Source organism: Streptomyces lincolnensis (assembly GCF_021173675.1).
In the GTDB taxonomy this organism is placed as follows: Bacteria; Actinomycetota; Actinomycetes; order Streptomycetales; family Streptomycetaceae; genus Streptomyces; species Streptomyces lincolnensis_B.
The window spans coordinates 515,119-537,646 of the sequence record NZ_JAIHON010000009.1 but is presented as its reverse complement, the minus strand read 5'-3'; the positions used below and the strand labels follow the sequence as shown (position 1 = coordinate 537,646).

Here is a 22,528-nt window from a genome sequence, read left to right as displayed (position 1 = left end):
CGGCGGTCGGGCTCCCCTCGCGGTCGGGGCGCCCGGCACCCCGAGCGCGTCGGTCACAGGGCCCTGAGCCCGTTGATCACATCCCGCAGGATGCTCTCGTCCGGCAGCTCGGCCGGGGGCACCGGCCGGTTCACATGGACGAACTCGGCGTCCACGAGATCGCCGATGAGCACCCGCACCACTCCGATGGGCAGGTCGAGCTCGGAGGACAGCTCGGCGACCGACTGCGGGGTGTCGCGACACAGGTCGACGATGTCCACGTGCTCCGGGGACAGTGTGTGGTCGCCCTCCGGGTCGTCCGCGTGCGCCTCGGTGACGACCACCGCGATGAGGTCGAGGCGGTGCTGGCCGGCGCTGGAGGTACGGCCGCGTGTCATGGCGTACGGGCGTACGACCGGACCGGCCTCGTCGTCGAACCAGTGGCTTCTTCCCTGACCGTCAGTGCTCATGCCATCCCACTACCCGCCCTGAGCCAGATCGGTGCGCGGGGCGGCACCCAGATGCGCACCGACTCGCTTGACCAGGAGCGTCATCTCGTACGCGACCAGGCCGACGTCGGAGTCGGCGTCCGCGAGCACGGCGAGGCAACTGCCGTCGCCCGCGGCCGTGACGAACAAGAAGGCCTCGTCGAGTTCGACCACCGTCTGCCGGACGTTGCCCGCCTCGAAGTGGCGTCCCACGCCCTTGGCGAGGCTGTGGAACCCGGAGGCGACGGCGGCCAGGTGTTCGCTGTCCTCCCGGGTCAGGTCCTTGGAGACCCCGGTCGGCAGGCCGTCGCCGGAGAGCACCAGCGCCTTGCGGATGCTCGCGACGCGGTCCACCAGCTCGTCCAGGAGCCAGTTGAGCTCGCCGGACTGCTTGCTCACGCTGTGGCCGGTCTCCTTCGGTGCGGTCATCGACCGTCCCCCTTTGTCGTTCGTTGTGGTGCTGTGCCGCCATCGGTGTCGTCGACCGCGGCGTTCTCCTCGCGGCCGCGCTGCCAGCCACGCTGGAGCGAGGCCATGCGGCTGCGTACCTCGTCGGCGTCCCGCTCGTCGAGCCCTGCCCGGTCGTCGGTCGGCCGCCGGGCACTCTGCTTCAACTGCGGTGCCAGATTGGCCTGCCGCACCCGTCGGGGCAGCGGAGCCGTGCCGGAGCCGCCGCTCGGTGGGGCGAGGCCGGTCTCGCGTGGGGCGGAGCCTTCGGGGCGCTGGGCGGACTCCCCCGGGCCGCTGGAGGCGATCTCCGCACGCCGGGTGCGCCTGGGCAGAGCGGGCGGGCCGGAGCTCCCCGCGGGCTCGCGTCCCGGGGCGGCCGGGCCCCCGGCGCGCTGCTCGTCGAGGTCGACGCGGTCGGCGACGCCGGTGCCGAGGCGTTGCGGGCCCGCCGTGCGCCTGCGCGCGGGCAGGGGGGCCGGTGTCTGCGAGCGGGACCGGTTCGGGCCCGCCGGGGGCTCCTCGCCCGTCTCGTCGCGCCGTGACCGCGGCTCGGTGACCGGGCGGCCGTGCGAGCTGACCAGCTTGGGGGTGTGGCGCCGGGGCAGCGCGACCGGTGAGTCGAGGGCGTCGTCGTGGCTGTCGGCCGAGTCCGGGCCGCCGATGCCGAGACCTTCGCGGGGCTCCTCGCCCGGGTGGCCGGCCGCGGTGTCCTCGGTGCGGGTGAGGGAGCGGCGCGGCCGGAACAGTCCGCCGCGTTCGCTGTCCTCGTCGTCGAGGGCGCCGGGGAAGCCACCGAGGGCGTCGAGGTCGACGGGCGCCTCCAGCTCGACCGGACCGTCCAGGACCTTGGGCGCCAGGCCGGGCAGCGGGGCCGAGGTCTTGGCGAGCGAGGTGGTGTGGGCCTGCTCCAGTTCGGCCTCCTTGGTCGGCGTGGGCCGGTCCAGGCGGAAGCCGATGCCGTTGGTGTCCGGGACGTCGTCCGTCAGCAGGGTGTCGGGGATGAAGACGACGGCCGTCGTGCCGCCGTACGGCGACGGCTGGAGCGAGACCCGGACGTTCTGCCGCTGGGCGAGCCGGCTGACCACGAACAGGCCCAGCCGGTCGGTGTCGGAGAGTTCGAACTCGGGTGTCTCGGCGAGCCGGAGGTTGGCGTCCAGCAGCGCGTCGGCCGCCATGCCGAGACCGCGGTCGTGGATCTCCAGGGTGAAGCCGTTGGCGACGCGTTCGCCCAGTACCTGCACGGCGGTGTGCGGCGGGGAGAACACCGTGGCGTTCTCCAGGAGTTCGGCGACGAGATGGGTGAGGTCGGCGACGGCGGGGCCGGTGACCGCGACCCGGGGGAGCCGGCGGACCTCGACGCGTTCGTAGTCCTCGACCTCGGCGACGGCGGCGCGTACGACGTCCATGAGCTGGACGGGTTTGCGCCACTGTCGGGACGGGGCGGCGCCGGAGAGGATCACCAGGCCCTCGGCGTGCCGGCGCATGCGGGTGGTGAGGTGGTCGAGGCGGAACAGGTCGGCGAGTTCGTCGGTGTCCTCGGTCCTGCGCTCCATGGTGTCGAGCAGGGTCAGCTGCTTGTGGAGCAGGACCTGGCTGCGACGGGCGAGGTTGACGAAGACCTCGGAGACGCCGGCGCGGAGTTCGGCCTGCTTGACGGCGGCCTCGACCGCGGCGCGCTGGAGGGTGTTGAGCGCCTGGCCGACCTCGCCGATCTCGTTCTTGTCGTACTCCAGGCGCGGGACCTCGGTCTCCACGTCGACCTGCTCGCCCGCGGACAGGCGGCGCATCACGCTGGGCAGCCGCACGCCGGACGCCTCGTGGGCCTCCAGCCGCAGTTGCCGCAGGTCGCGGATGAGGCTGCGGCCGACGCGCACGGACAGCACGAGCGAGAAGAGCAGGGCGACCAGACCGAGGACGCCGGCGACGGCGGCCTTGACGATGACGCCCATGGCGTTCGGCTGGACACGGTCCTGGTAGCGGTCGCCCGCCTGGTCGTCGAGGGTGGCGAGTTCGTCGAGCACACCGCCGGCCGCGGTGTCCCAGCTCTTGGCGGTCACGGAGTTCGGGATGCCGGACTCGGAGCCGATCACGGCCTGTTCGGCCGAGCGCAGCGGGGCGGTGGTGGCGTTCTTCCAGAAGCTCTGGAAGCGCTCGCGTTCGGAGGCGGGCAGCACCGGCAGGCTGATGTCGTAGAGCAGGGTGCGCTGGGCGACGAGGTCGGAGACCTCGCGGCTCTCCTCGCGGGAGACCTTCCCCATCACCAGTGCGGAGCCGAGCAGGGCGTCCTCGCGGGAGAGGAGTTCGCGGGCCCGGGTCACGTTCACCAGGGCGCGGGCCTGCTTGTCGAGTTCCACGTTGTCGACGCCGTCGACGGCGGCCAGCAGCGCGTAGCAGGGGTCGACGAGGCGGTTGTAGAGGCCGAAGGCCTCGGACCGGGTCACCGTGCCCTCCTCGACGCTGCGCCGCAGGGAGTCGAGGCCGTCGAAGCCGTCCAGGACGGCGGTGACGTGTTCGTCGTCGTCCGCGTCCATGCCGTCGCGCACGTCGGGATCCTGCGCGTTCTTCCGGAACTTGGCGACGGCGTCGTCGGTGGCGTCACGGGTGCCGCGCAGCGCGGAGAGCGCGTCGGACGCCCGGGGGTCGGCGAGGTAGACGAGGGTCTGGCGGCGCTCCTGCTGGAGCACCCGGACGGTGTCCTCGGTGGGATAACCGACCTTCTCCACGACCGACGACACGTGGAACAACTGGGCCACTTCCCGGCCCGTCAGTACCGTGGCGAAGCCCCAGATCGCGATCAGGGACACCAGCGGCACGAGAAGCAGCGCCACGATCTTCCGGCGGATCGACTTCCCGCGAAAGCGCATGGCCTCCCCCAGCTCGACCCCCGTCCTACGGGGGTACACATGTGCGTCAACAAACGGCGCGAGCCTACTACTGACACGCACGTAACTCGAAGACCGGTCCGGAAGCTGAACATCCGCACCGGTGACGAGTCATGGCGAGTTGTCCGCTCATTGGGGGAGATTGCCTCCCGCTCGCCACGGACGGCCGCCGCGGCGGGGGCGATCGGACCGGTCGACTCATTGGCCGAATTTTTACGGTTGTTGGGAATCTTGGTGGGCCGTCGTTCGTCCTTCTCTATGGGAGTTGGGGGCGGAATCGGCCACACGAGCCGTATGCCGTCTCCGGGCGGCGTAAAACAGCGCAAGCCGGGCAGCCAGTGGGGAGCCGTGTCTTCGGGCGCGGGGCGAGCAGGTCTGACCGGCGGTGGGGAGTGACATGTCGATGAGCACGGCGGAGCGGCGCGAGGCGCCGTCGGACGACGAGACGACGCACCTCAGGGTGCGGCGAGCCCCTGAGGTGCCGGATCGCGACCTCGCGCCGGAGGAGCGCCCGGCGGGCAGACGCGAGGCTCGGGCGGGCAGCACTGCGGCACCCGAGGGCTCCGGCCGCACGACGCGGCCTCCTGAGGCTCGTGAGGGGCGAGAGGCCCATGAGGAGCCCTACAACCGGCCATTGTGGGTGGAGGAGCCCGCGCGGCGGCGTCGGCTGCCCGATCCGGTCCGGACCTCGGCGGTGCGTGCGGTGCTGGTCATCGCCGTGACGCTGATCCAGGCGATGGTGGCCTTCCTGTGCACCATGGCCGGTTCGTGGCTGGCGTTCCCGATGGTGCTGAGCAGCGTGGCCAGCACCGTGGTGGCCACCTGGGCCGCCCTGGACGTCTGGGTGACGCGCCAGGTGTGGAACCAGCGCAACGGCGTGGTCTCCGTCCCCAGCAGCACCGCCCGTGCCCTGCGGCGCGAGCGGCGCAGGGCGAGGCGGCAGGCTCGGGCCGCCGAGCGCACCCAGGCGCGGATACGCCGACGCGAGGGCCGCGGCCAGGTGGCGCACCCGTAGCCCCGCGGGCCGTCGCAGAGGCGGCCGGGCGGGCCGGCGAAGGGACCGCGAGCGGGAGACCGGGGTCGAGGCGTGCCGAACTGCCTTGATCCAGAGGGTGGATCAGCCGCGCCACTGCCGTGACAATCAGCACATCACGTGCAGGGTGTACACCAGGCCGCTCCCCCTCCCCCGGCCCGCCAGGAGTCCGCTCATGACGACGACCGAGCAACCAGCGTCCGGAAAACACGGCGACGACGACGCCGAACTCACCGAGTTCGGCTACAAGCCCGAACTCAAGCGCACCCTCGGCAACTTCCACACCTTCGCCGCCGGGATCAGCTACATCTCGATCCTCACCGGCACCTTCCAACTGTTCTACTTCGGCTACGGCAGCGGCGGCCCCGCCTACTGGTGGTCCTGGCCGATGGTGTTCGCCGGCCAGTTCATGGTCGCCCTCTGTTTCGCGGAGCTGGCCGCCCGCTATCCCGTCGCGGGCTCGGTCTACAACTGGTCGAAGAAGATCGGCAATCCGCATCTGGGCTGGCTGGCCGGGTGGATGATGCTGACCGCGTCCATCGTGTCCATCTCGGCCGTGTCGTTGGCCTACCAGCTGACGCTCCCGCAGATCTCGTCGGCGTTCCAGTTCGTGGGCGACGGCACCGGCACCTACGACGTGGCGACCAACGCGGTCATCCTGGCCGCGGTGCTGATCCTGTTCACCACCCTGGTGAACGCCTTCGGCGTCCGGCTGATGGCCACGATCAACACGGCGGGCGTGTTCATCGAGTTGATCGCCACCGTCGTACTGATCGTCCTGTTCGCCGTCCACATCACCCGCGGTCCGCAGGTCGTGATGGAGACCAACGGCACCGGGGCGGCCCACGGGGCCGGTTATCTGGGTGCTTTTCTGGTGGCCGCGCTGGCCTCGGCGTATGTCATGTACGGCTTCGACACCGCCGCCTCACTCGGCGAGGAGTCCCTCGATCCCACGCGCAACGCGCCGCGCGCGATCATCCGGGCGATCGTCGCGTCCTTCGTCCTGGGCGGCCTGATCCTGCTGCTGGCGCTGATGAGCGTCTCCAGCCTGAAGGGCGAGCAGTTGTCCACGGACGGCCTCCAGTACGTCGTCCTCGACGTGCTCGGGTCCACGGCCGGCAAGGCGATGCTGTGGTGTGTGCTGATCGCGGTCACCGTCTGCGCCCTGGCGGTGCACACCGCCGCGGTCCGGCTGGCCTTCGCGATGGCCCGCGACAACAACCTGCCCGCGTCCGCGCGGCTGGCCAAGTGCCATCCGCGCTTCAGGACGCCGGTGCTGCCCACCGTGATCATCGGGGTCCTGGCACTGGCGATCCTCGTCGTCAACATCCGCCAGCCGCAGATCTTCACGGTCGTCACCAGCATCGGCATCATCATGATCTACCTCGCCTACCTGGGCGTCACCGTGCCGATGCTGGTCGCCCGGGTGCGCGGCAGGTGGCAGCCGGCCGGCGACGGCAGGTTCTCGCTGGGCCGCTGGGGGCTGCCGGTCAACATCGTCGCCGTGCTGTGGGGCGGGGCGATGACGCTCAACCTGATCTGGCCGCGGGCCGAGGTCTACAATGCCACGGCCCCCTACCACTGGTATCTGCGCTGGGGCGCCGTCCTGTTCGTCGCGGTCATCGCGGGTGGCGGGTTCGCCTACTACTGGTTCGTCCAGCGCCACAAGACCGGCGTGCTCGCCGAGCACCGGGTCGCGGACACCGCCCTGCCGACCGAGGACCGCACCTGAGGGCCCGGTGTCCCGCCGTCCCAGTGCCCCGGACCTCAGGGCGTCGCCGGTGCCGGGCGTTTGAACATCCGTGTCGCCGTGATCTCGCTGTGCGCCGCCTCCCCCGCCTGCTGCTGCGGCAGGCCGGGGCGGAGGTGCTCCTCGACGCTGATGTACTTGAGGCCGGCCCGCAGATCGGCATCGTTGCGCAACCGGATGACCAGCGGGAACTCGGCGAGCGCGGTGGTGTCGAACAGGCCGGTGGTGTAGAGGAGCTGGACACCGAGCGCGTCCGAGACGGCCCGTTGCAGCTCCAGCAGATACGTGGCGTTGGCCCGCCCGATCGGGTTGTCGAGGAACAGCGTGCCCGCGTGCCGGTGCTTGTCGCGTCCGCGGTCGTTCGACCGCAGGGCGGCCATCGTGCAGTACAGGGCGATGGCGGCGGTGAGCAGCTGGCCGCCGGAGAACACGTCGCCCATCTGCCCGACGGGCACCCGCTCCGCCCGGAGCACGGCGTCCGGCTTGAGGATCTCCACGGCCACGCCCTTGGGCTGGAGCGCGGCCCCCACTCCGCGCAGCAGCAGGGACATGCCGTCGCGCCGCAGGTCGGAGTTCTTCTTGACGGCGGCGCGGGTCGCCTCGTCGATGACCTCGCCGAGCCGCTCGGTGAGCGTGGCCTGGTCGGGCTCCTCGAAGCGGATCCGCAGGAACTCCTGCCCGGACCACTCGCCGAGCCCCTCCGGCAGCCGGGACAGCCGCTGGGCGGACCGCAGGGTGGCGAGCGCCGACTCGACCAGCCCCCGGAGCCGGTCCACGATCGAGTCCCGGTTCCGCTCCAGCTGCTCCAGCTCGTCGGTGAGGACCCGGAGCCGGGGCGCGAAGGCGTCCGCCCACTTCTGCGCGTGCTCGGGCAGCGCGGCGGCGGGCAGCTCGCGGATCTGCTGCCGCGCCGGGGTGCGGACCTGCTCGTAGCGCGTGGAGTTGGCGTGCCGGACGAGGATGTCGCTCGCCTCGCGCACGGCGGACTCGGCGGCCGAGAGGTCGGCGGCGCAGCCGCGCAGGGACCGGCGGGCCTCGGCGGCGGACTGCCGCGCATCCTCCAGGCTGCCGGGGTACGGCTCGGGCGCCTCCTGCTCGTCCTCCATGGAGTGCTCGCGCAGCAGGTCGCGCAGCATCGCCGCGATCTCGTCGAAGCCGCCGGCGCCGTCCTCGGCGGCACGGTGGGCGTCGAGAAGCTCGGTGTGCGCCTCCCTGGCCTGCGCCAACGCGTCGGTGCGGGAGGCGAGTTCGGCCGTCGCCGTGCGCAGCAGCGCCTGTGCGTGCTCGGCGTCGCGCGGCTGGAGCTCCTCGGGCAGGTCGGTGTGGGCCTCGCCGTCCTCGGGCGCGTGCCGCTCGGCCTCGCCGCGCAGCCGCCCCAGCTGCTCACTCGCGGTGGACATCCGGGTCTCCAGGAGCTGCACCAGCTCCTCGGCCCGCGCGGCGGCGGCCTGCCGGGACGGCCCGTCGGAGCCGTCGGGCGACTGGAGCAGCTGTTCCGCGCGCGTGCGGACCTTGTTGCTCAACCGGTCCAGTTCGGCGCGCGCCGCGCTCTCGTCGCTCTCCGCGCGCGCCTGCTCGGCGCGCAGGTCGGCGCCGACGCCGACCTTCTCGTACACCTGTGAGGCGGCCCGGTAGGCCTCGCGCAGGGCGGGCAGGGACGCCTTCGGAGCGCCCGCGTCGCTCTCCGGTACGTCGTCGGGGGCGCCCGCGATCTCGGAGCGCTCGGCGCGCAGCGCACGGGCGGTGCGGCGGGCGTCGTCGGCGGCCCGCTGGGCGGCACGGCGGTCCTCGTCGGCGGCCCGGGCGCGCTCCAGACAGGTCTGGGCGCGGGCCTCGGACTCGGTCGCCTCGTCGGCGAGTTCGCGCAGTTTGACCTGCCAGCCGGCCCGCTCGCGTAGCCGGAAGGCCAGGCCGGCGAGGGCGTCGGCGGCCCGGCGCGCCTTCTGCGCCGCTTCCTGCCGCTCGTCGCGCACCTGGGCCGCCTCGGCGGCGGCCTCGTCCGCCTCGGCCCGCACGCTCCGTGCCTCGGCGAGTTCGGCCTCGGACTCCTCGGCGAACGCCCGCGTGTCCCGGGCGGCCTGGGCCAGCTCCACCAGCCGTCCGGCCGGGCAGCCGGTGCGCCAGGAGGCGAGCCGTGCCGACAGTTCCCGGTCCTTGCCGAGCCGGGCCGCGAGGGTGCGGATCTCCTCGTCCCGCTGGGTGGCCCGTGCCCGCAGTGTCTGCCGCTCCTCGTCGGCGGCGTGCTCGTCGTGCATGGCCGGGTTCGGCGGTACGAGGAAGACGGCACCGCTGTCGGCCTCGGGCGCCGGCGTCGGTGCGAGGAGGGCGGCGGCGGTGCCGACGGCGACGGCCGAGCGCGGCAGCAGCGCGGCGTCCTCGAGCGCCTCGCGGGCCCGCGCGTGCGTGTCGGGGTCGGTGATGATCACGCCGTCGACCAGCTCGGGCCGGGCGGCCAGGACGCACGCGTGGTCGGCGGGGTCGACGGCCTGCGCCAGATAGCGCCAGCCGGGCAGGGCCGGGATGCCGTGCTCGCCGAGGAACTCCACGGTGGCCAGCACGTCCGGGCCGGGCGGCAGCAGTCCGCCGTCGCCGAGCGCGCCGAGGATCCTGGAGTCGTCGGCGGCGGCGGTCCGCAGTTCGAAGAGCTGCCGCTCGGCGGCGGAGACGGCGTCGTCCAGCAGTTCACGCAGCTCGTCGGCGAAGCGGTCCAGGTCCTCGGGGGCGAGGATTCCCTGACCGCTGTCCTCCGAGTCCTGACGGGGCTGGGGCACCACGGAGCGGCCGTCGCCGGTCAGGCTCAGCAGCTCCGCGAGCCGCTCCTCGGCGGCCAGCCCCTCGGCCAGGCGCCGTTCGGCCTCGTAGGACCGCGCGGCGGCGGTGGCCGCGTCCTCCGCCCGGGCGGCGGTCAGTTCGGCGCGGGCCTCGGCGGCGGCCGCCTCGCGCGCGTGTTCGGTGGCGCGGTGGGACGCCTCGCGGGCGGTGTCCCAGGCGGCGACCGCGGTCTTCTCTGCGTCGCTGGCGGCGAGGGCCGCGCGCGCGGGGTCGGCGTCGGGCGCGCTGTCGTCGAGCCAGCCCGCGCGCACCGCCTCGGTGGTCTCCTGCTCGACCTCGCTCAGCCGCTGCCGCAGGTGTCCGGCCTCGCTGCGGGCGCGCTGCGCCTCGGTCGCCGCGGTGGTGGAGTCCCGGTACGCGGAATCGCTGACCTCCTGGAGGGCGGCGGACCGCTCCTCCTCCTCGTTGGCCAGGTTCTCGGCGCCCTCGGCCGCCGCGTGCAGGGCGCGTACGAGGTCGACGGCGGCCTTGGCGCGGGCGGCGAGCGCCGGGGCCGCGTCCCGCTCGGCCTCCTGGATCGCTGCGGCCACGCGCGCGACCCGGTCGGCGGCCGCCCGGTGGCGCAGGGCGTTCTCGGCGGCCTGCCAGGCGGCGTGCAGCGTGCGCGCGTCGGCGAGTTCGCGTTTCTGCGCGGCGGCCGACTTCTCGGCGGCCGCGAGAGCCAACGAGGCGTGCCGGTAGGCGAGTTCGGCCGCGATCAGCGCGCTGCGCTCACGGGCTCCCTCGGCGTGCGTGACGGAGTAGGCGGCGGCGGTGACCCGCTGCGCGAGATCGGCGGCCCGCACCCGCTCCTGCGCCCCGCGCGCGGAGAGCCGCCGCGCCAGGTTCCTGGTACGGCGCTCGGCGCCGGTGTGGATGTCCCGCGCGCGGGAGCGCGCCTGAGCGGCCTCGACGATCCGGCCCAGCAGATCGACGGACCCGGCGGTGAAGTCCCGTTCGGCGATCAGCTCGGCGCGCCGACCGAGCTTGTTGCCGAAGCCGCTGACCAGGTCGGCGAGTCCGTCGGTGTCCCGGGTGTCGGTGACCGCGCGCAGCAGCAGGTCGGTGAAGTCGGAGTCCTTCTTCACCGCGAAGAGGCCGGCCGCCTCGCCCTCGTCGGCGTTCATCTCGCGCTGGTAGCGGAAGAGTTCGGGGTCGAGGCCGAGGTCGCCGAGGTGCTCGATCCACCGGTCGTGGATCTCCTCCCAGTGCACCTCCAGATGCGGGTACGCCTTGCCCGCCTCGGTGATGGCGTCCCGGAAGCCCTTCATGGTGCGGCGGCGGCCCTGGGCGCCGGACTGGCCCTCGGCGGACGGCCGTACGGTGGTGGACTCGGCCACGGGCAGGTTGTCCAGGCTCAGCCCCGGCCCGGGCCGGAAGGAGTACCAGGCCTCGGCGAACTTCCGGGGGTCGTTGGAGACCTGGCGTCCGCGCCACTCGCTCACCTTGCCGACGACGACGCACTCGCCGGTGAGCACGTGCTGCCACTCCAGCGCCACATGCCCGCAGTCGTCGGCGAGCAGGAACTTCCTGAGGACGCCGGAGCTGGCGCCGCCCAGGGTGTTGCGGTGGCCCGGCAGCATGACGGAGAAGATCAGCTTGAGGAGGACGGACTTTCCGCCGCCGTTCTCCAGGAAGAGCACCCCGGCGGGCGCGGGCCGGCGCGGCGGGCCGACGGGCTCCTCCTCGAAGAACTCCGCCTGGGTGGGTGCGGGGTCGGGCACGACGGCGCCCACGCCCCGCAGGTCAAGCACGGTGTCGGCGTAGCGCGCACCGGCGGGACCGATGGAGTAGAGGCGGACCCGGGACAGCTCGTACATGGCGGACTCTCGTAAGTCTTCGGCAGGTCAGGGGGGTTCAGGACGAGGACGGCGTGTGGAACGGCAGCCCGGCGTCGGCCACCAGGTGCAGGTCCTCGCTCTCCTCGGCGGGCAGCAGGGTCGGTGTGCCGTCGGTCACCGGCACGATGCCGAGTTCCAGGAGTTCGGCCATCGCGGCGCTGCCAGCCATGTCACGCACCTGGAGCTGGTAGCGGGCCGTGGTGCGGTAGGTACCGCCGTTGTCGTCCCCGGTGCGCTGGAGGAAACCGGAGTCGGTGAGGAAGGCGACGGCCTTGGCGATGATGCCGGTGGTCGACCCGGCGAGCCGGCGCGCGTCCTTGGTGGCTCCCGTCGCGCTGCGTCTGATCCAGATCCGCCAGGCCGCCTCCAGTCCGGGCGCGCCGGTGGCGGGGTCGGTGTTCTCGCCCTGCTCCTCGGCCCGCTCCTCCAGACGGCGGCAGGCCTGTCGTACGAAGGCGTCGATGCCGTTGACCGAGACCCGTCCGATGTAGCCGTCGTCGGCGAGGTCCTCGGGCCGTGGGAACGCCATGGCGGCGACGGCCAGATGGGCCAGTCCGTGCAGGAACCGGTCCCCGCCGTCGGCGGACGTCCGGCGCGCGTAGTCCCCCATCCGCACGGCGAAGACCGAGTCCTCGGCGGCCGTGACGGCCATCCCGGCTCGCGCGGACACCTCCAGTACGACCAGCCCGAGCCCGGCGGCCACGGCGTCGGCGAGCCGCGCGAACGGCGGGTCCTCGCGATACCGCCGCAGCAGCTCGGCGTACTCCTGGTCCCGCGCGGGCTGCACCTTCGGCTGCAGCCCGAAGGCGACGAGCCGAGCGGCGTCGGCGGCGTCGGCGGGCGTGACGGGGGCGGGCGCCGACGGGGCGGCTACCTCCGGGTCACTCCATTCGACGTGCTCGGTCACGGCTTGGGCTCCTTGTCACGCTCGTGCTCGGTCATGCTGCTTCCGTCCGACCGGCCGCCATCCCCGCGGCGTCCAGCAGGGCCGTCCCGACGATCAGATCGGCGCCGCCGAACTCCGGATCGTCCAGTTCCGTACCGTCGTCCACGGCGAACAACAGCTTCTCCTCGCCCTGGCGATAGGCCGTACCGACCGGCGGGCTGGCCGCATGGACGGCCAGCAGGGCGACGAGATACGGCAGTTCGGGGTCCCGGCGGCGCGCGTCGGCCAGCAGTCCCGACAGTCTCCGCGGCGCGTCCGCGGGCAGATCCAGCAGCTCCATGGCGGAGGCCAACTGCTCCTCGCTGAACCGGCTGTCGTCCGGCGTGGCGATGAGATCCGGCTCCGGCATCTCCGCGCCCAGGTGCTCGCGCTCCATGGGCGGCGTGAGCAGTATGTCGACGAGGTCGCCCACCCGCACCGCCACGGGCGTCCGCAGCCCCGTCCCGTGCGCGAAGAACGCGTCCGTGACCCGGACGGCCTGTTCCATGGGCAACGGCAGCAGGGGGGCGAGCAGATGCCCGTACAGATCTGTCCCGGATGTCGTCATCGGCGTGGCGAAGGCCTGCCGGTCCTGCTCCGCGCGGAAGAGCGGGCCCGCCTCCAGCAGCCGCGACTGGAGCTGGGTGTGCCGCCGGATGCAGTCCTTGACGATGTCCACCAGCTCGGCGGCGCGCCGCTTGTGCTCGGGGTCCTCGGACTCGTCCCGCGCCTTGCGGATGTTCGTGAGGATCGCGTTCTCGTGGCGGTAGCGGTCGGCGACGTGGTCGAGCGCCTCGGCGATCATGTCGGGCACGGCGGCGAGCCAGTCCACCGCCCGGACATTGCGCCGGGTGGCGTCCAGTGCCCGGCGGAGCGTCTCCGAGTACTGCACGGTGCGGTACCGGGCCTGCTCGGCTGCCAGCTGGGCGTCGGCGAGGCGGCCCCGGCTGATCAGCACCTCCAGCTTGACCTCGGCGGCGATCTGCGCGCTGGTGACGTCGGTGTCGAGGGCGCCGACGAGGACGTTGACGGCCTCGTCCGTCGTCCGGAGGTACACGGCGCCTCCCGGTCCGGGCACCTCCTCGATCAGCTTGAAGTCGTAGTCCCGCCGCACATAGGTGCCGTCCGGCGCGAAGGTGCCGTAGACCGCCCGGAATCCGCGGTCGACGCTGCCGACGTTGATCAGGTTCTCCAGGACCCAGCGGGCCACCCGCTCGTGCTCGGTGACGGGCCGGTGCGGGGCCTGGGCGGCGATGCGCGGGATGAGCCGGGCGACGATCTGGTCGTGGTCGGCGCCGGTGTCGAAGTCCATGTTCAGGGTGACCAGGTCGATGGCGGCGAGGGCCACCTCCGCCATGCCGTAGACCGAGTACTCACCCGCGAGATTGGCCTTGCGCGCGTCCAGGTCGTGCAACGGCGCGGTGCAGGCGAGCGCGCGCAGCCGCCGCGCCAGCCCCTCGTCGGCGGCCGGGCCCGGTGCGGGGCGCGGCCCCGCGCTGAGCTGGGGCGGAACACTGTCCGTCGGTGCAGGCGAAGTCACGGTGCACAGACTAGGTCCTGGGTCTGACATCTCCCCAAACGACGCGGATCGCCTCCGGCGGTTGGCCGGGCGACTACCGGTCGTTCCTCGGGTGCGGGCCGGCGGGGGCCGATCACGCCCACGCGGCGGAGCCGCACATGGATACAGCCCCGCGCCCCTTAGAGGAGGGCTTCGCCCTCCCCCACACGCCGCCGGTAGACCTCGACGACCCGTTCCAGGGAGTCGTTCAGATACACCGCGAGGAGCTTCTCGGCCTCCGCCTTGTCCCCCGCCTGCAACGCCGCGAGAATCTGCTGGTTGCGGGCCAGATACGGCTCGTGCAGGCGGCGCGGGTCGTCCACGACGTGGAAGGCGAGACGGAGCTCGGCGAAGACACTGCGCATCAGTTCGTCGGTGCGGTCGCTGCCGGCCAGGGCGACGAGTTCGCGGTGGAAGTGGATGTTGGCCGTGCCCAGCACATTCCAGTCACCTTCACGGACGGCGCGCTGCCCTTCGGCCACGGCTTCCGCGAGTCCGTCGAGGGCGTAGGGCGGCTCGCCGAGGTCCCGTACGACGGCGCACTCGACGAGGCCGCGGGTGCGGTAGATGTCCTCCACGTCCTCCACGGTCAGCACCCGGACGAAGACGCCCCGGTTCAGCTCGTGGACGAGCAGGCGTTCGTGGGTGAGCAGCCGGAACGCCTCGCGCAGCGTGTTGCGGGACACACCGAGCGCGCCGCCGATGCTGTCCTCCGAGAGCCGGGTCCCCGGCGGGAAATAGCCCTCCGCGATGCGGCTCCTGAGGATGTCCGCGACCCGTTCGGCCGTGCTGGTGCGCCCCAGGAGGGCCCGGTCGTCCGCCAGTCCGCTCAGTTGCTCCGCCATGCCCGGAATTCAACCGCAGACACGAGAACGAAACAACAGGGGTATTGAAGGATCGTTGAACGATCCTCTACCTTGCTGCTCACCGCACGGTTCAGCTCCGCACCCTCCGTCCCCCTCTGCGAGGTGCCCATGAGCACGACCCCTCCACCACAGGCCCTGGCCGCCGACTCCCCCACCGCACCGCACGAACGCCCCGCCGACGACGGGGCGTTGGGCTGGCTGCGGGCCCTCGGCCCGCGAGGCCGCCGCGCCTTCGCCGGCGCGTTCGGCGGCTATGCCCTGGATTCCTACGACTACTTCACGCTGCCGCTGAGCATGGTCGCGCTGGCCGCGTACTTCGGCCTGAACAGCGGTCAGACCGGCCTGTTCACCACCGTCACGCTGGCCGCCTCCGGGATCGGCGGAGCCCTGGCGGGGGTGATGGCCGACCGCTTCGGCCGGGTCAGGGCGCTGATGATCACGGTGATCACCTACGCGATCTTCACCGTCGCCTGCGGCTTCGCGCCCAACTTCGAGACCCTGCTGGTCTTCCGCGCCCTCCAGGGCCTCGGCTTCGGCGGCGAGTGGGCGGTCGGCGCGATCCTGGTCGCCGAGTACGCGAGCGCCAAGCACCGGGGCCGCACGCTCGGCGTGATCCAGAGCTCGTGGGCGGTGGGCTGGGCGCTGGCCGCGATCGTGTACACGCTGGTCTTCTCGGTCTTCGACGCCGACGTGGCCTGGCGGGTGATGTTCTGGACCGGCGCGCTCCCCGCGGTCCTGGTCGTCTGGATGCGGCGCCGGGTGCAGGACGCGCCCTCGGCGGTCGCGGTGCGGGAGAAGAACGCCGGCAAGGGCTCCTTCAAGGCGATCTTCCAACCGGACCTGCTGCGCACCACGATCTTCGCCGGACTGCTCTCCACCGGCGTCCAGGGCGGCTACTACACCCTCGCCACCTGGGTGCCGACGTACCTGAAGAGCGATCGTGGCCTGTCGGTCGTCAACACCGGCGGCTATCTGACGTTCCTGATCTCCGGCGCCTTCCTCGGCTACCTGACCGGCGGCTACCTCACCGACAAGCTGGGCCGACGGCGCAACATCTGGCTCTTCGCGCTCCTGTCGGCCGTGTGCATCGTGGCGTACGGCAACATCCCCGAGGGCGCCAACACCCTCCTGCTGGTGCTCGGTTTCCCGCTCGGGTTCTGCATGTCGGCGATCTTCAGCGGCTTCGGGTCCTTCCTGAGCGAGCTGTACCCGACGGCCGTGCGGGGCAGCGGACAGGGCTTCACGTACAACGCCGGCCGCGCCGTGGGCGCGATCTTCCCCACCACGGTCGGCTTCCTGGCCGACGGCTGGGGCGTCGGCGGGGCCCTGGTCTTCGGCGCGATCGGCTACGGCATCGCGGCGCTGGCCCTGCTGGGACTGCCGGAGACCCGCGGGAAGGAACTCACGTGAACCGCACCGACGACCGCCCCGGAACCGTCACGCAGGCCCCGGCCACGCACGGCGTCGAGGACCTCCCCCTGACCCTCGTCGACGAGCACGCGCACGCGTGGAGCCCCGCCGAGGCCCGGACCCGCTTCCGCGCGGGCCTGGCCGGACCCACCGCGGGCGTCGCGGCGGGCCACACCCAGGCCAACCTGATCTCGCTGCCGGCGGACTGGGCGTACGACATGATGCAGTTCTGCCTGCGCAACCCCAAGCCCTGCCCGGTCCTCGACGTCACCGACCCCGGGGACCGGACCACCGCCCTCGCGGACGGGGCCGACCTGCGCACCGATCTGCCGCGCTACCGGGTGTGGCGGGACGGCGAGCTGGTGGACGAGCCGACGGACGTGCGCGGGTACTGGCGGGACGACCTTGTCTCGTTCCTGATCGGGTGCAGTTTCACCTTCGAGTGGGCGCTGTCCGGGGCGGGCGTGCCGCTCCGCCACATCGAGCAGGGCCGCAACGTCCCGATGTACACGACCGGGCGCCAGTGCCGTCCGGCGGGGCGGCTGCGCGGCCCGCTGGTGGTGTCCATGCGCCCGGTGCCGCCGGAGCATCTGGCGGCCGCGATCCGGGAGAGCAGTCTGCTCCCGGCGGTGCACGGCAGCCCCGTACACTGCGGCGATCCCGCGTCGCTGGGCATCGACGACCTCGGCCGCCCCGACTTCGGCGATCCGGTGGAGGCCGAACCGGACGACATCCCGGTGTTCTGGGCCTGCGGTGTGACCCCGCAGGCCGCGGTGATGGCCTCGCGCCCGCCGTTCGCGATCACCCACGCACCCGGCCAGATGTTCCTGACCGACGCCCGCGACGAGCAGTACCGCGTGGCGTGACGGGACGGGACCGGGTGACGAGGCAACACGAGCTGACGAGGAGACCCGAAGGAGCCATGGCCTCGATCGATCTGAACGCCGACCTCGGCGAGGGCTTCGGCCGCTGGCGGCTGACCGACGACGAACAGTTGCTGTCCGTCGTCACCAGCGCCAACGTGGCCTGCGGCTTCCATGCCGGGGACGCGGCCACCATGCGGCGGGTGTGCGACCTGGCGGCCGAGCGCGGGGTACGGATCGGCGCCCAGGTCTCCTACCGGGACCTGGCTGGCTTCGGGCGCCGCGCGATGGACGTGCCCTCCGCCGAGCTGGCGGCCGAGGTCGCCTACCAGATCGGCGCCCTGGAGGTGTTCGCGCGCGCGGCGGGCTCGCGGGTGTCGTACGTCAAGCCGCACGGAGCGCTCTACAACCGGGTCGTGCGTGACGAGGAGCAGGCCGGCGCGGTCGTCGACGGGGTGCTCCTCGCGAACCCCGCGCTGCCCGTGCTGGGGCTGCCCGGCTCGCGCCTGCTGGAGCTGGCCGGGAAGGCCGGGCTGCCCTCGGTCACGGAGGCGTTCGCGGACCGGGCGTACACCGACGAGGGCACGCTCGTACCGCGCGACCGGGACGGCGCCGTGGTCACCGACCCGCGGGCGGTCGTGGAACGCTCGCTGGACCTGGCCCGCCTCGGCACGGTCGGCGCGCTCTCCGGCTCGCGCATCGAGGTGCGCGCGCGGTCCCTGTGCCTGCACGGGGACACGCCCGGCGCGGTGGACCTGGCCCGCCGCGTGCGGGAGCGGCTGGAGGCGTCCGGTGTCCGGGTGGAGGCCTTCGCATGAGGGCACTGCCCGTCGGTGACGGCGCCCTGCTCGTCGAGGTCGCCTCGGACGAGGAGGCCCAGGCCCTGCACGCGGAGCTGCTGCGCCGGCGTGCCGAGGGCCTGCTCGCCGTCCGCGAGATCGTCCCGGCGGCCCGCACGGTCCTCCTCGACGGCCTGGCCGACCCGGCCCGGCTGGCCGCCGAACTCGGCGCCTCCGGGATACCGGACGTCCCCCCGCGCGCGGGGCACGTCGTGGACATCCCGGTGCGCTACGACGGCCCGGACCTGGCCGACGTGGCGGCGCACTGGGGGGTGGCCGAGGAGGAGGTGGCCCGGATCCACGCGGGCACCGCGTTCCGCGTCGCGTTCTGCGGCTTCGCACCCGGCTTCGGCTACCTCACCGGCCTGCCGCCGCGCTACGACGTCCCGCGCCGCGCCACACCGCGCACGGCCGTCCCGGCGGGTTCGGTGGCCCTGGCGGGCGCGTACACGGGCGTGTACCCGCGCTCGTCCCCGGGCGGCTGGCAGCTGATCGGCACCACGGACGCCGTGCTGTGGGACCACACGCGCGTACCGGCGGCGCTGCTGTCGCCGGGCACGCGCGTGCGGTTCGTCCCCCTGCCTCCGGCGGGTCCGGCGGCCGCGGACGTGCCGACGATTCCGGCGGGCCGCCCATGACGGACCGCGCGCTGTTCGTCGTGCGCGCCGGCGCGCTCACCACCGTGCAGGACCTCGGACGCCCCGGCCACGCCCACCTGGGGGTGCCCCGTTCCGGCGCGTTGGACGGTCCCGCGGCGGCCCTCGCCAACCGTCTGGTGGGCAACCGGCCCGGGGCCGCCGTCCTGGAGACCACGCTGAACGGCTGCGCGGTGCGGCCTCGTTCGACGGTCACCGTGGCGGTCGCGGGCGCGCCCTGCCCGGTCACGGTGGACGGGCACGCGGTCGCGTGGGGAGCGCCGGTGCGCGTGCCCGGCGGCGCGCTCCTGGAGGTCGGCGCGGCCGTCTCGGGGGTACGCGCCTATGTGGGCGTCTGCGGCGGTGTGGCCGTGGAGCCGGTCCTCGGCAGCCGCTCCACCGACCTCCTGTCCGGCCTCGGCCCACCGCCCCTCACGGACGGCACGGTGCTCCCGCTGGGGAACCCCGAAGGGCCGCACCCGCGCGTGGACGTCGCCCCGCAGCCGGCGCCCCCGGCCGAACTCGTGCTGCGGGTGACGCCGGGCCCGCGCGACGACTGGTTCACCCCGCAGGCCCTGCGGACCTTCACCGCACGGACGTACCGGGTGTCCTCCGCGAGCAACCGCATCGGGCTGCGCACGGAAGGACCGGCCCTGGAGCGGGCCCGACCCGGTGAACTCCCCAGCGAGGGCATGGTCCTGGGCGCCGTCCAGGTCCCGCCCGACGGGCGCCCGGTGGTCTTCTTCGCCGACCACCCGACCACCGGCGGCTACCCGGTGATCGCGGTCGTCCGCGACCGGGACCTGGCGGCGGCGGCCCAGGCCGCGCCAGGAACACCGGTCCGCTTCGTGGAGGTACGCCGCCGCTGACCTTCCGCGGCGTGTGGCCGCTGACCCGTCCACGGCGTGTGCGGTCGCGCCGGAGCGCTCACGCCACGTCGGGCTCCACCGACAACGCCGCGAGCGCCGCCGACACCGCCGCGGACGCCCGGAGATCGAGCCGCGCGCTGGTTCCCCGGGCCCGGTGCCGCATCTCGTCGGCGGCGAGGGTCAGCAGCTGCGGCAGGAGATCCGTACACCGACGGGCCACCCAGCCGGTGCCCGCCGTGGCCAGCCACCACAGGCTCGCCGACTTCGTGGGCACCGGGAACTCCGGCTCGGGCGAGGGCGCGGCCCCCGTCGCGACGCCCCGCCCGGCCAGCACCGCGTGGAACCGCACGGCCAGCTGCCGGTGCCCCCGCTCGCCCGGATGCAGCCGATCGGCGCTCCACATCGCGCGGTCCGTGAGCCAGGCGCCCTCGCTGGCGTGCAGATGCACGGCCCCGTGCCGCTCGGACAGGGCGTGGACCACGGCGTTGACGGCCCGCTGCCGCCGGGCCAGCGGCCGGGACAGGGCGCCCGGCAGCCCGAGCATCGCACCGGGATCCGGCAGACAGGCCGTGAGCAGGACCGCGCCCTGCTCGGTGAAGGCCGCGTACACCGCGTCCAGGCGCGCGGCCACCGCCCGGATGTCGAACGTGCAGCGCAGGGTGTCGTTGACGCCGATCACGACGGACACGACGTCCGGCCGCAGGGCCAGCCCGGCGGGCAGCTGCCGCTCCAGCACGTCACGGGTCTGTGACCCGCTGACCGCGAGGTTGGTGAACTCCACCGGCCCCTCGGCGAGCCCGTCGGCGAGCAGCGCGGCCCAGCCGCGCCACCCGTCGCCGACGGGGTCGCCCACGCCTTCGGTCAGCGAGTCGCCGAGCGCCACGAACCGCACCGCTCTCATGCCGTTCCGCCGGGCACGAAGGGCCGCACGGGCGCGGACCCGACCTGGGTGTGCGGTGCGGGCGCCGCCGCGTCGTGCGCGGCGAGGAGGGCCGCCACCGCCGTGTCCCAGCCGAAGCACTCCGCACGCGCGCGTGCGGCTTCCCGCCGCTCGGCCACGGACTGTTCGAGGAGCAGGTCCACGGCGTCCGCGAAGGCGTCGCCCCGGTCGGCGGCGACGGCCCCGGCGGAGCCGATCACCTCGGGCAGCGCGGACGACGCGCTGACCACGACGGGCGTGCCGCAGGCCATCGCCTCCAGAGCGGCCAGCCCGAACGTCTCGGCGGGACCGGGCGCCAGACACACGTCGGCGGACGCCTGGAGGGCGCCCAGCAGCCCGCGGTCGGAGACGTGCCCGAGGAAGGTCACCGGCAGCCCGCGCTCCCGCGCCCGCTGTTCCAGCCGCGGCCGCAGCGGCCCGTCCCCGGCCACCACCAGCACCGCCCGCCGACCGCGCCGTACGAGTGCCTCCAGGGCGTCCAGCGCGGTGCCCGGGCGCTTCTCCACGGACAGCCGGGTGCAGGTCACCAGGAGGGTCTCGTCGGCCCGCGCGTACCGGTCACGCAGCCGGGGGCAGCGCAGTGCCGGGTGCCGCTCCAGCAGGTCGACGCCCAGGGGCGCGCGTACGACGTTGCGCGCCCCGATCCGCACGAACTCGCGCTCGGCGAACTCCGTGGTGCACACCACGCGCGCGTAGGTGTGTGCCGTACGGACGTTGAGGGCGTCGGCGGCCCGTCGGGCGGTGCTCTCGGACAGGCCCCAGGTGCGCAGCACCCCGTCGGCGGTCTCGTGGGAGACCATCACGGCGGGGATCCGGGCGCGCCGCGCCCACTTGCCGGTCCACCGCAGGGTCGTCCGGTCGGAGACCTCCAGGCGGTCGGGGGCGAGCTCCTCCAGGAGCGCCGCCACACGCCGCCTGTCGGTGAGGACGCGGTAGCCGCCGGTGCCCGGCAGCAGCCGTCCGGGCAGGGTGATCACGCGTCCCTGCTCGGTCTCGCGGTCGCTCGCGCGCTCGCCGGGGACGACGAGCACGGGCTCGTGCCCGGCCGCCCGGTAGCCCTTGCCGAGTTCCCGGAGGGCGGTGCGCAGTCCGCCGGACGCGGGCGCGACGAAGTTCGCGAGGCGCACGATGCGCAGCGCCTCGCGGCGGGTGCTGCCGGTGGCTGTCCTGCTCATGCCGCCACCGCCGTCCGGCGCCCGGCGAGCACGTCGGTGTAGTGCCCGATGAGTTGGTCGCCGACGGCCGCCCAGGTGCGCCCCTCGACCATGGCACGCGCGGCGCTCCCGTAGGCGGCGCGCAGCGCGGGATCGGCGGCCAGGGACCACACCGCGTCCCGTACGGCGGCGGCGTCGCGCGGCGGGACCAGGAGCCCGGTGCGCCCGTGGGCGACCAGGTCGAGCGGGCCGCCGGCGGCGGGCGCGACGACCGGCACACCGCTGGCCATGGCCTCCTGCACGGTCTGGCAGAAGGTCTCGAAGGGGCCGGTGTGTGCGAAGACGTCCAGCGAGGCGAAGATCCGGGCGAGTTCGTCGCCGGTACGGCGCCCGAGGAAGACGGCGCCCGGCAGGGTCTCGGCGAGCGAGGGCCCGCTCGGTCCGTCACCGACCACCACGACCCGGACCCCGTCGAGTCCGCAGGCGCCGGCCAGGAGTTCGACCTGCTTCTCGGGGGCGAGCCGGCCGACGTAGCCGACGATCAGCTCGCCGTTCGGGGCGAGTTCGCGGCGCAGTGCCTCGTCCCGGAGGTCGGGACGGAAGCGGACGGTGTCCACGCCCCGCGCCCACAGCTTCACCCGGGGCACACCATGTGCCTCCAGGTCGTGCAGGGCGGCGCTGGACGGGGCGAGGGTGAGGTCGGCGGCGGCGTGGACGGAACGGATACGGCGCCAGGCGGCGGCCTCGCCCGCGTGGACGTAGGTACGGGCGTATCCGGCGAGGTCGGTCTGGTAGACGGCCACGGCGGGGATGCCGAGCCGGGCGGCGGCGGCCATGCCGCGGACGCCGAGGACGAAGGGGCTGGCCAGGTGGACGACGTCGGCACGGTGCTCGGCGATCGCCGCGGCCACGCGCCGGCTGGGGAGCGCGACGCGGACCTGGGGGTAGCCCGGGAGGGGGAGGGAGGGGACACGGACGACGGGGCACGGCGCGAGGGTGTCCACGCCGGGCCCGGTACCGGCCGCGGTGGCCGGCGCGACGACGAGCGGAGAGTGACCACGGTCTACGAGGTGCCGGGCGGTCTGGAACGCGCAGTGGGCCACGCCGTTCACATCGGGGGGAAAGGACTCGGTCACGATGACGACACGCATACCCGTGTTGTCGCCGTACTGGACGTGGCCGCGTCAAAGTGGATCTTTCCGAACGACAAACGTCCCGTGAGCGTTCCGCTGCGC

17 protein-coding genes are annotated in these 22,528 nt (G+C 73.7%); 7 read left to right on the top strand and 10 right to left on the bottom strand.

Annotation, left to right across the window (positions count from 1 at the left end; all coding sequences use genetic code 11):
- Positions 1-53: 53 nt before the first annotated feature.
- The 3 genes from K4B79_RS28885 to K4B79_RS28875 are packed head-to-tail and all read right to left on the bottom strand — an operon-like array spanning position 54 to position 3,781.
- Positions 54-449: a DUF742 domain-containing protein gene (locus K4B79_RS28885; RefSeq protein ID WP_232029858.1), complete on the bottom strand. Its 396-nt coding sequence runs from the start codon at positions 447-449 to the stop codon at positions 54-56.
- A gap of 9 nt (positions 450-458) precedes the next feature.
- Positions 459-896: a roadblock/LC7 domain-containing protein gene (locus K4B79_RS28880; RefSeq protein WP_232029857.1), complete on the bottom strand. Its 438-nt coding sequence runs from the start codon at positions 894-896 to the stop codon at positions 459-461.
- Positions 893-3,781, bottom strand: coding sequence for a nitrate- and nitrite sensing domain-containing protein (locus tag K4B79_RS28875; protein ID WP_232029856.1), 2,889 nt, complete (start codon positions 3,779-3,781; stop codon positions 893-895). The genes K4B79_RS28880 and K4B79_RS28875 overlap by 4 nt, the downstream gene beginning before the upstream one ends.
- A gap of 421 nt (positions 3,782-4,202) precedes the next feature.
- Here K4B79_RS28875 and K4B79_RS28870 point away from each other — a divergent pair, with 421 nt between their 5' ends.
- The gene (locus K4B79_RS28870; protein ID WP_232029901.1) at positions 4,203-4,814 is read left to right on the top strand and encodes a hypothetical protein; all 612 of its coding nucleotides are present in this window, start codon (positions 4,203-4,205) and stop codon (positions 4,812-4,814) included.
- A gap of 193 nt (positions 4,815-5,007) precedes the next feature.
- On the top strand, positions 5,008-6,564 hold the full coding sequence (locus tag K4B79_RS28865) for an APC family permease (RefSeq protein ID WP_232029855.1): 1,557 nt from the start codon (positions 5,008-5,010) through the stop codon (positions 6,562-6,564).
- A gap of 35 nt (positions 6,565-6,599) precedes the next feature.
- Here the strand turns inward: K4B79_RS28865 and K4B79_RS28860 are convergent, their stop codons facing one another.
- From K4B79_RS28860 to K4B79_RS28845, 4 genes are all read right to left on the bottom strand, one after another.
- Entirely contained in the window at positions 6,600-11,213 is a 4,614-nt protein-coding gene (locus K4B79_RS28860) for a hypothetical protein (protein ID WP_232029854.1), read from the bottom strand.
- Between the two features lie 37 nt (positions 11,214-11,250).
- Positions 11,251-12,141 carry a hypothetical protein gene (locus tag K4B79_RS28855; protein WP_232029853.1) on the bottom strand — a complete coding sequence of 297 codons (891 nt, stop codon included), beginning with the start codon at positions 12,139-12,141 and terminating at the stop codon, positions 11,251-11,253.
- Positions 12,142-12,172: 31 nt separating this feature from the next.
- Positions 12,173-13,699 carry a hypothetical protein gene (locus K4B79_RS28850; protein ID WP_232029852.1) on the bottom strand — a complete coding sequence of 509 codons (1,527 nt, stop codon included), beginning with the start codon at positions 13,697-13,699 and terminating at the stop codon, positions 12,173-12,175.
- A gap of 158 nt (positions 13,700-13,857) precedes the next feature.
- Positions 13,858-14,562 (bottom strand): GntR family transcriptional regulator, encoded by a 705-nt coding sequence (locus K4B79_RS28845; protein ID WP_232029851.1) that lies wholly within the window; start codon positions 14,560-14,562, stop codon positions 13,858-13,860.
- A 129-nt stretch (positions 14,563-14,691) separates the two neighbouring features.
- On the opposite strand from K4B79_RS28845, the gene K4B79_RS28840 reads away from it, so the two are divergent.
- From K4B79_RS28840 to K4B79_RS28820, 5 genes are all read left to right on the top strand, one after another.
- Positions 14,692-15,993, top strand: coding sequence for an MFS transporter (locus K4B79_RS28840; protein WP_232029850.1), 1,302 nt, complete (start codon positions 14,692-14,694; stop codon positions 15,991-15,993).
- Between the two features lie 68 nt (positions 15,994-16,061).
- On the top strand, positions 16,062-16,859 hold the full coding sequence (locus tag K4B79_RS28835; protein WP_232029900.1) for a putative hydro-lyase: 798 nt from the start codon (positions 16,062-16,064) through the stop codon (positions 16,857-16,859).
- Between the two features lie 56 nt (positions 16,860-16,915).
- On the top strand, positions 16,916-17,674 hold the full coding sequence (locus K4B79_RS28830) for a LamB/YcsF family protein (RefSeq protein ID WP_232029849.1): 759 nt from the start codon (positions 16,916-16,918) through the stop codon (positions 17,672-17,674).
- Entirely contained in the window at positions 17,671-18,333 is a 663-nt protein-coding gene (locus K4B79_RS28825) for a 5-oxoprolinase subunit B family protein (RefSeq protein ID WP_232029848.1), read from the top strand. The genes K4B79_RS28830 and K4B79_RS28825 overlap by 4 nt, the downstream gene beginning before the upstream one ends.
- Positions 18,330-19,199 carry a 5-oxoprolinase subunit C family protein gene (locus tag K4B79_RS28820; RefSeq protein WP_232029847.1) on the top strand — a complete coding sequence of 290 codons (870 nt, stop codon included), beginning with the start codon at positions 18,330-18,332 and terminating at the stop codon, positions 19,197-19,199. The genes K4B79_RS28825 and K4B79_RS28820 overlap by 4 nt, the downstream gene beginning before the upstream one ends.
- A 58-nt stretch (positions 19,200-19,257) precedes the next feature.
- Here the strand turns inward: K4B79_RS28820 and K4B79_RS28815 are convergent, their stop codons facing one another.
- From K4B79_RS28815 to K4B79_RS28805, 3 genes are read right to left on the bottom strand one after another with little or no spacing between them, the layout of a single operon-like run.
- Complete coding sequence (locus tag K4B79_RS28815) at positions 19,258-20,100, bottom strand: SGNH/GDSL hydrolase family protein (RefSeq protein ID WP_232029846.1); 843 nt, start codon at positions 20,098-20,100, stop codon at positions 19,258-19,260.
- Entirely contained in the window at positions 20,097-21,314 is a 1,218-nt protein-coding gene (locus K4B79_RS28810) for a glycosyltransferase (protein WP_232029845.1), read from the bottom strand. The genes K4B79_RS28815 and K4B79_RS28810 overlap by 4 nt, the downstream gene beginning before the upstream one ends.
- A complete protein-coding gene (locus K4B79_RS28805) occupies positions 21,311-22,444 on the bottom strand; it encodes a glycosyltransferase family 4 protein (RefSeq protein WP_232029844.1) in 1,134 nt (377 codons plus the stop codon). The genes K4B79_RS28810 and K4B79_RS28805 overlap by 4 nt, the downstream gene beginning before the upstream one ends.
- Positions 22,445-22,528 lie beyond the last annotated feature (84 nt).

Bases quoted from the DNA above. Each gene is read 5' to 3' on its own strand.
- K4B79_RS28885 (WP_232029858.1), bottom strand. From the start codon at position 449: ATGAGCACTGACGGTCAGGGAAGAAGCCACTGGTTCGACGACGAGGCC.
- K4B79_RS28880 (WP_232029857.1), bottom strand. From the start codon at position 896: ATGACCGCACCGAAGGAGACCGGCCACAGCGTGAGCAAGCAGTCCGGC.
- K4B79_RS28875 (WP_232029856.1), bottom strand. From the start codon at position 3,781: ATGCGCTTTCGCGGGAAGTCGATCCGCCGGAAGATCGTGGCGCTGCTT.
- K4B79_RS28870 (WP_232029901.1), top strand. From the start codon at position 4,203: ATGAGCACGGCGGAGCGGCGCGAGGCGCCGTCGGACGACGAGACGACG.
- K4B79_RS28865 (WP_232029855.1), top strand. From the start codon at position 5,008: ATGACGACGACCGAGCAACCAGCGTCCGGAAAACACGGCGACGACGAC.
- K4B79_RS28860 (WP_232029854.1), bottom strand. From the start codon at position 11,213: ATGTACGAGCTGTCCCGGGTCCGCCTCTACTCCATCGGTCCCGCCGGT.
- K4B79_RS28845 (WP_232029851.1), bottom strand. From the start codon at position 14,562: ATGGCGGAGCAACTGAGCGGACTGGCGGACGACCGGGCCCTCCTGGGG.
- K4B79_RS28840 (WP_232029850.1), top strand. From the start codon at position 14,692: ATGAGCACGACCCCTCCACCACAGGCCCTGGCCGCCGACTCCCCCACC.
- K4B79_RS28830 (WP_232029849.1), top strand. From the start codon at position 16,916: ATGGCCTCGATCGATCTGAACGCCGACCTCGGCGAGGGCTTCGGCCGC.
- K4B79_RS28825 (WP_232029848.1), top strand. From the start codon at position 17,671: ATGAGGGCACTGCCCGTCGGTGACGGCGCCCTGCTCGTCGAGGTCGCC.
- K4B79_RS28820 (WP_232029847.1), top strand. From the start codon at position 18,330: ATGACGGACCGCGCGCTGTTCGTCGTGCGCGCCGGCGCGCTCACCACC.
- K4B79_RS28815 (WP_232029846.1), bottom strand. From the start codon at position 20,100: ATGAGAGCGGTGCGGTTCGTGGCGCTCGGCGACTCGCTGACCGAAGGC.
- K4B79_RS28810 (WP_232029845.1), bottom strand. From the start codon at position 21,314: ATGAGCAGGACAGCCACCGGCAGCACCCGCCGCGAGGCGCTGCGCATC.
- K4B79_RS28805 (WP_232029844.1), bottom strand. From the start codon at position 22,444: ATGCGTGTCGTCATCGTGACCGAGTCCTTTCCCCCCGATGTGAACGGC.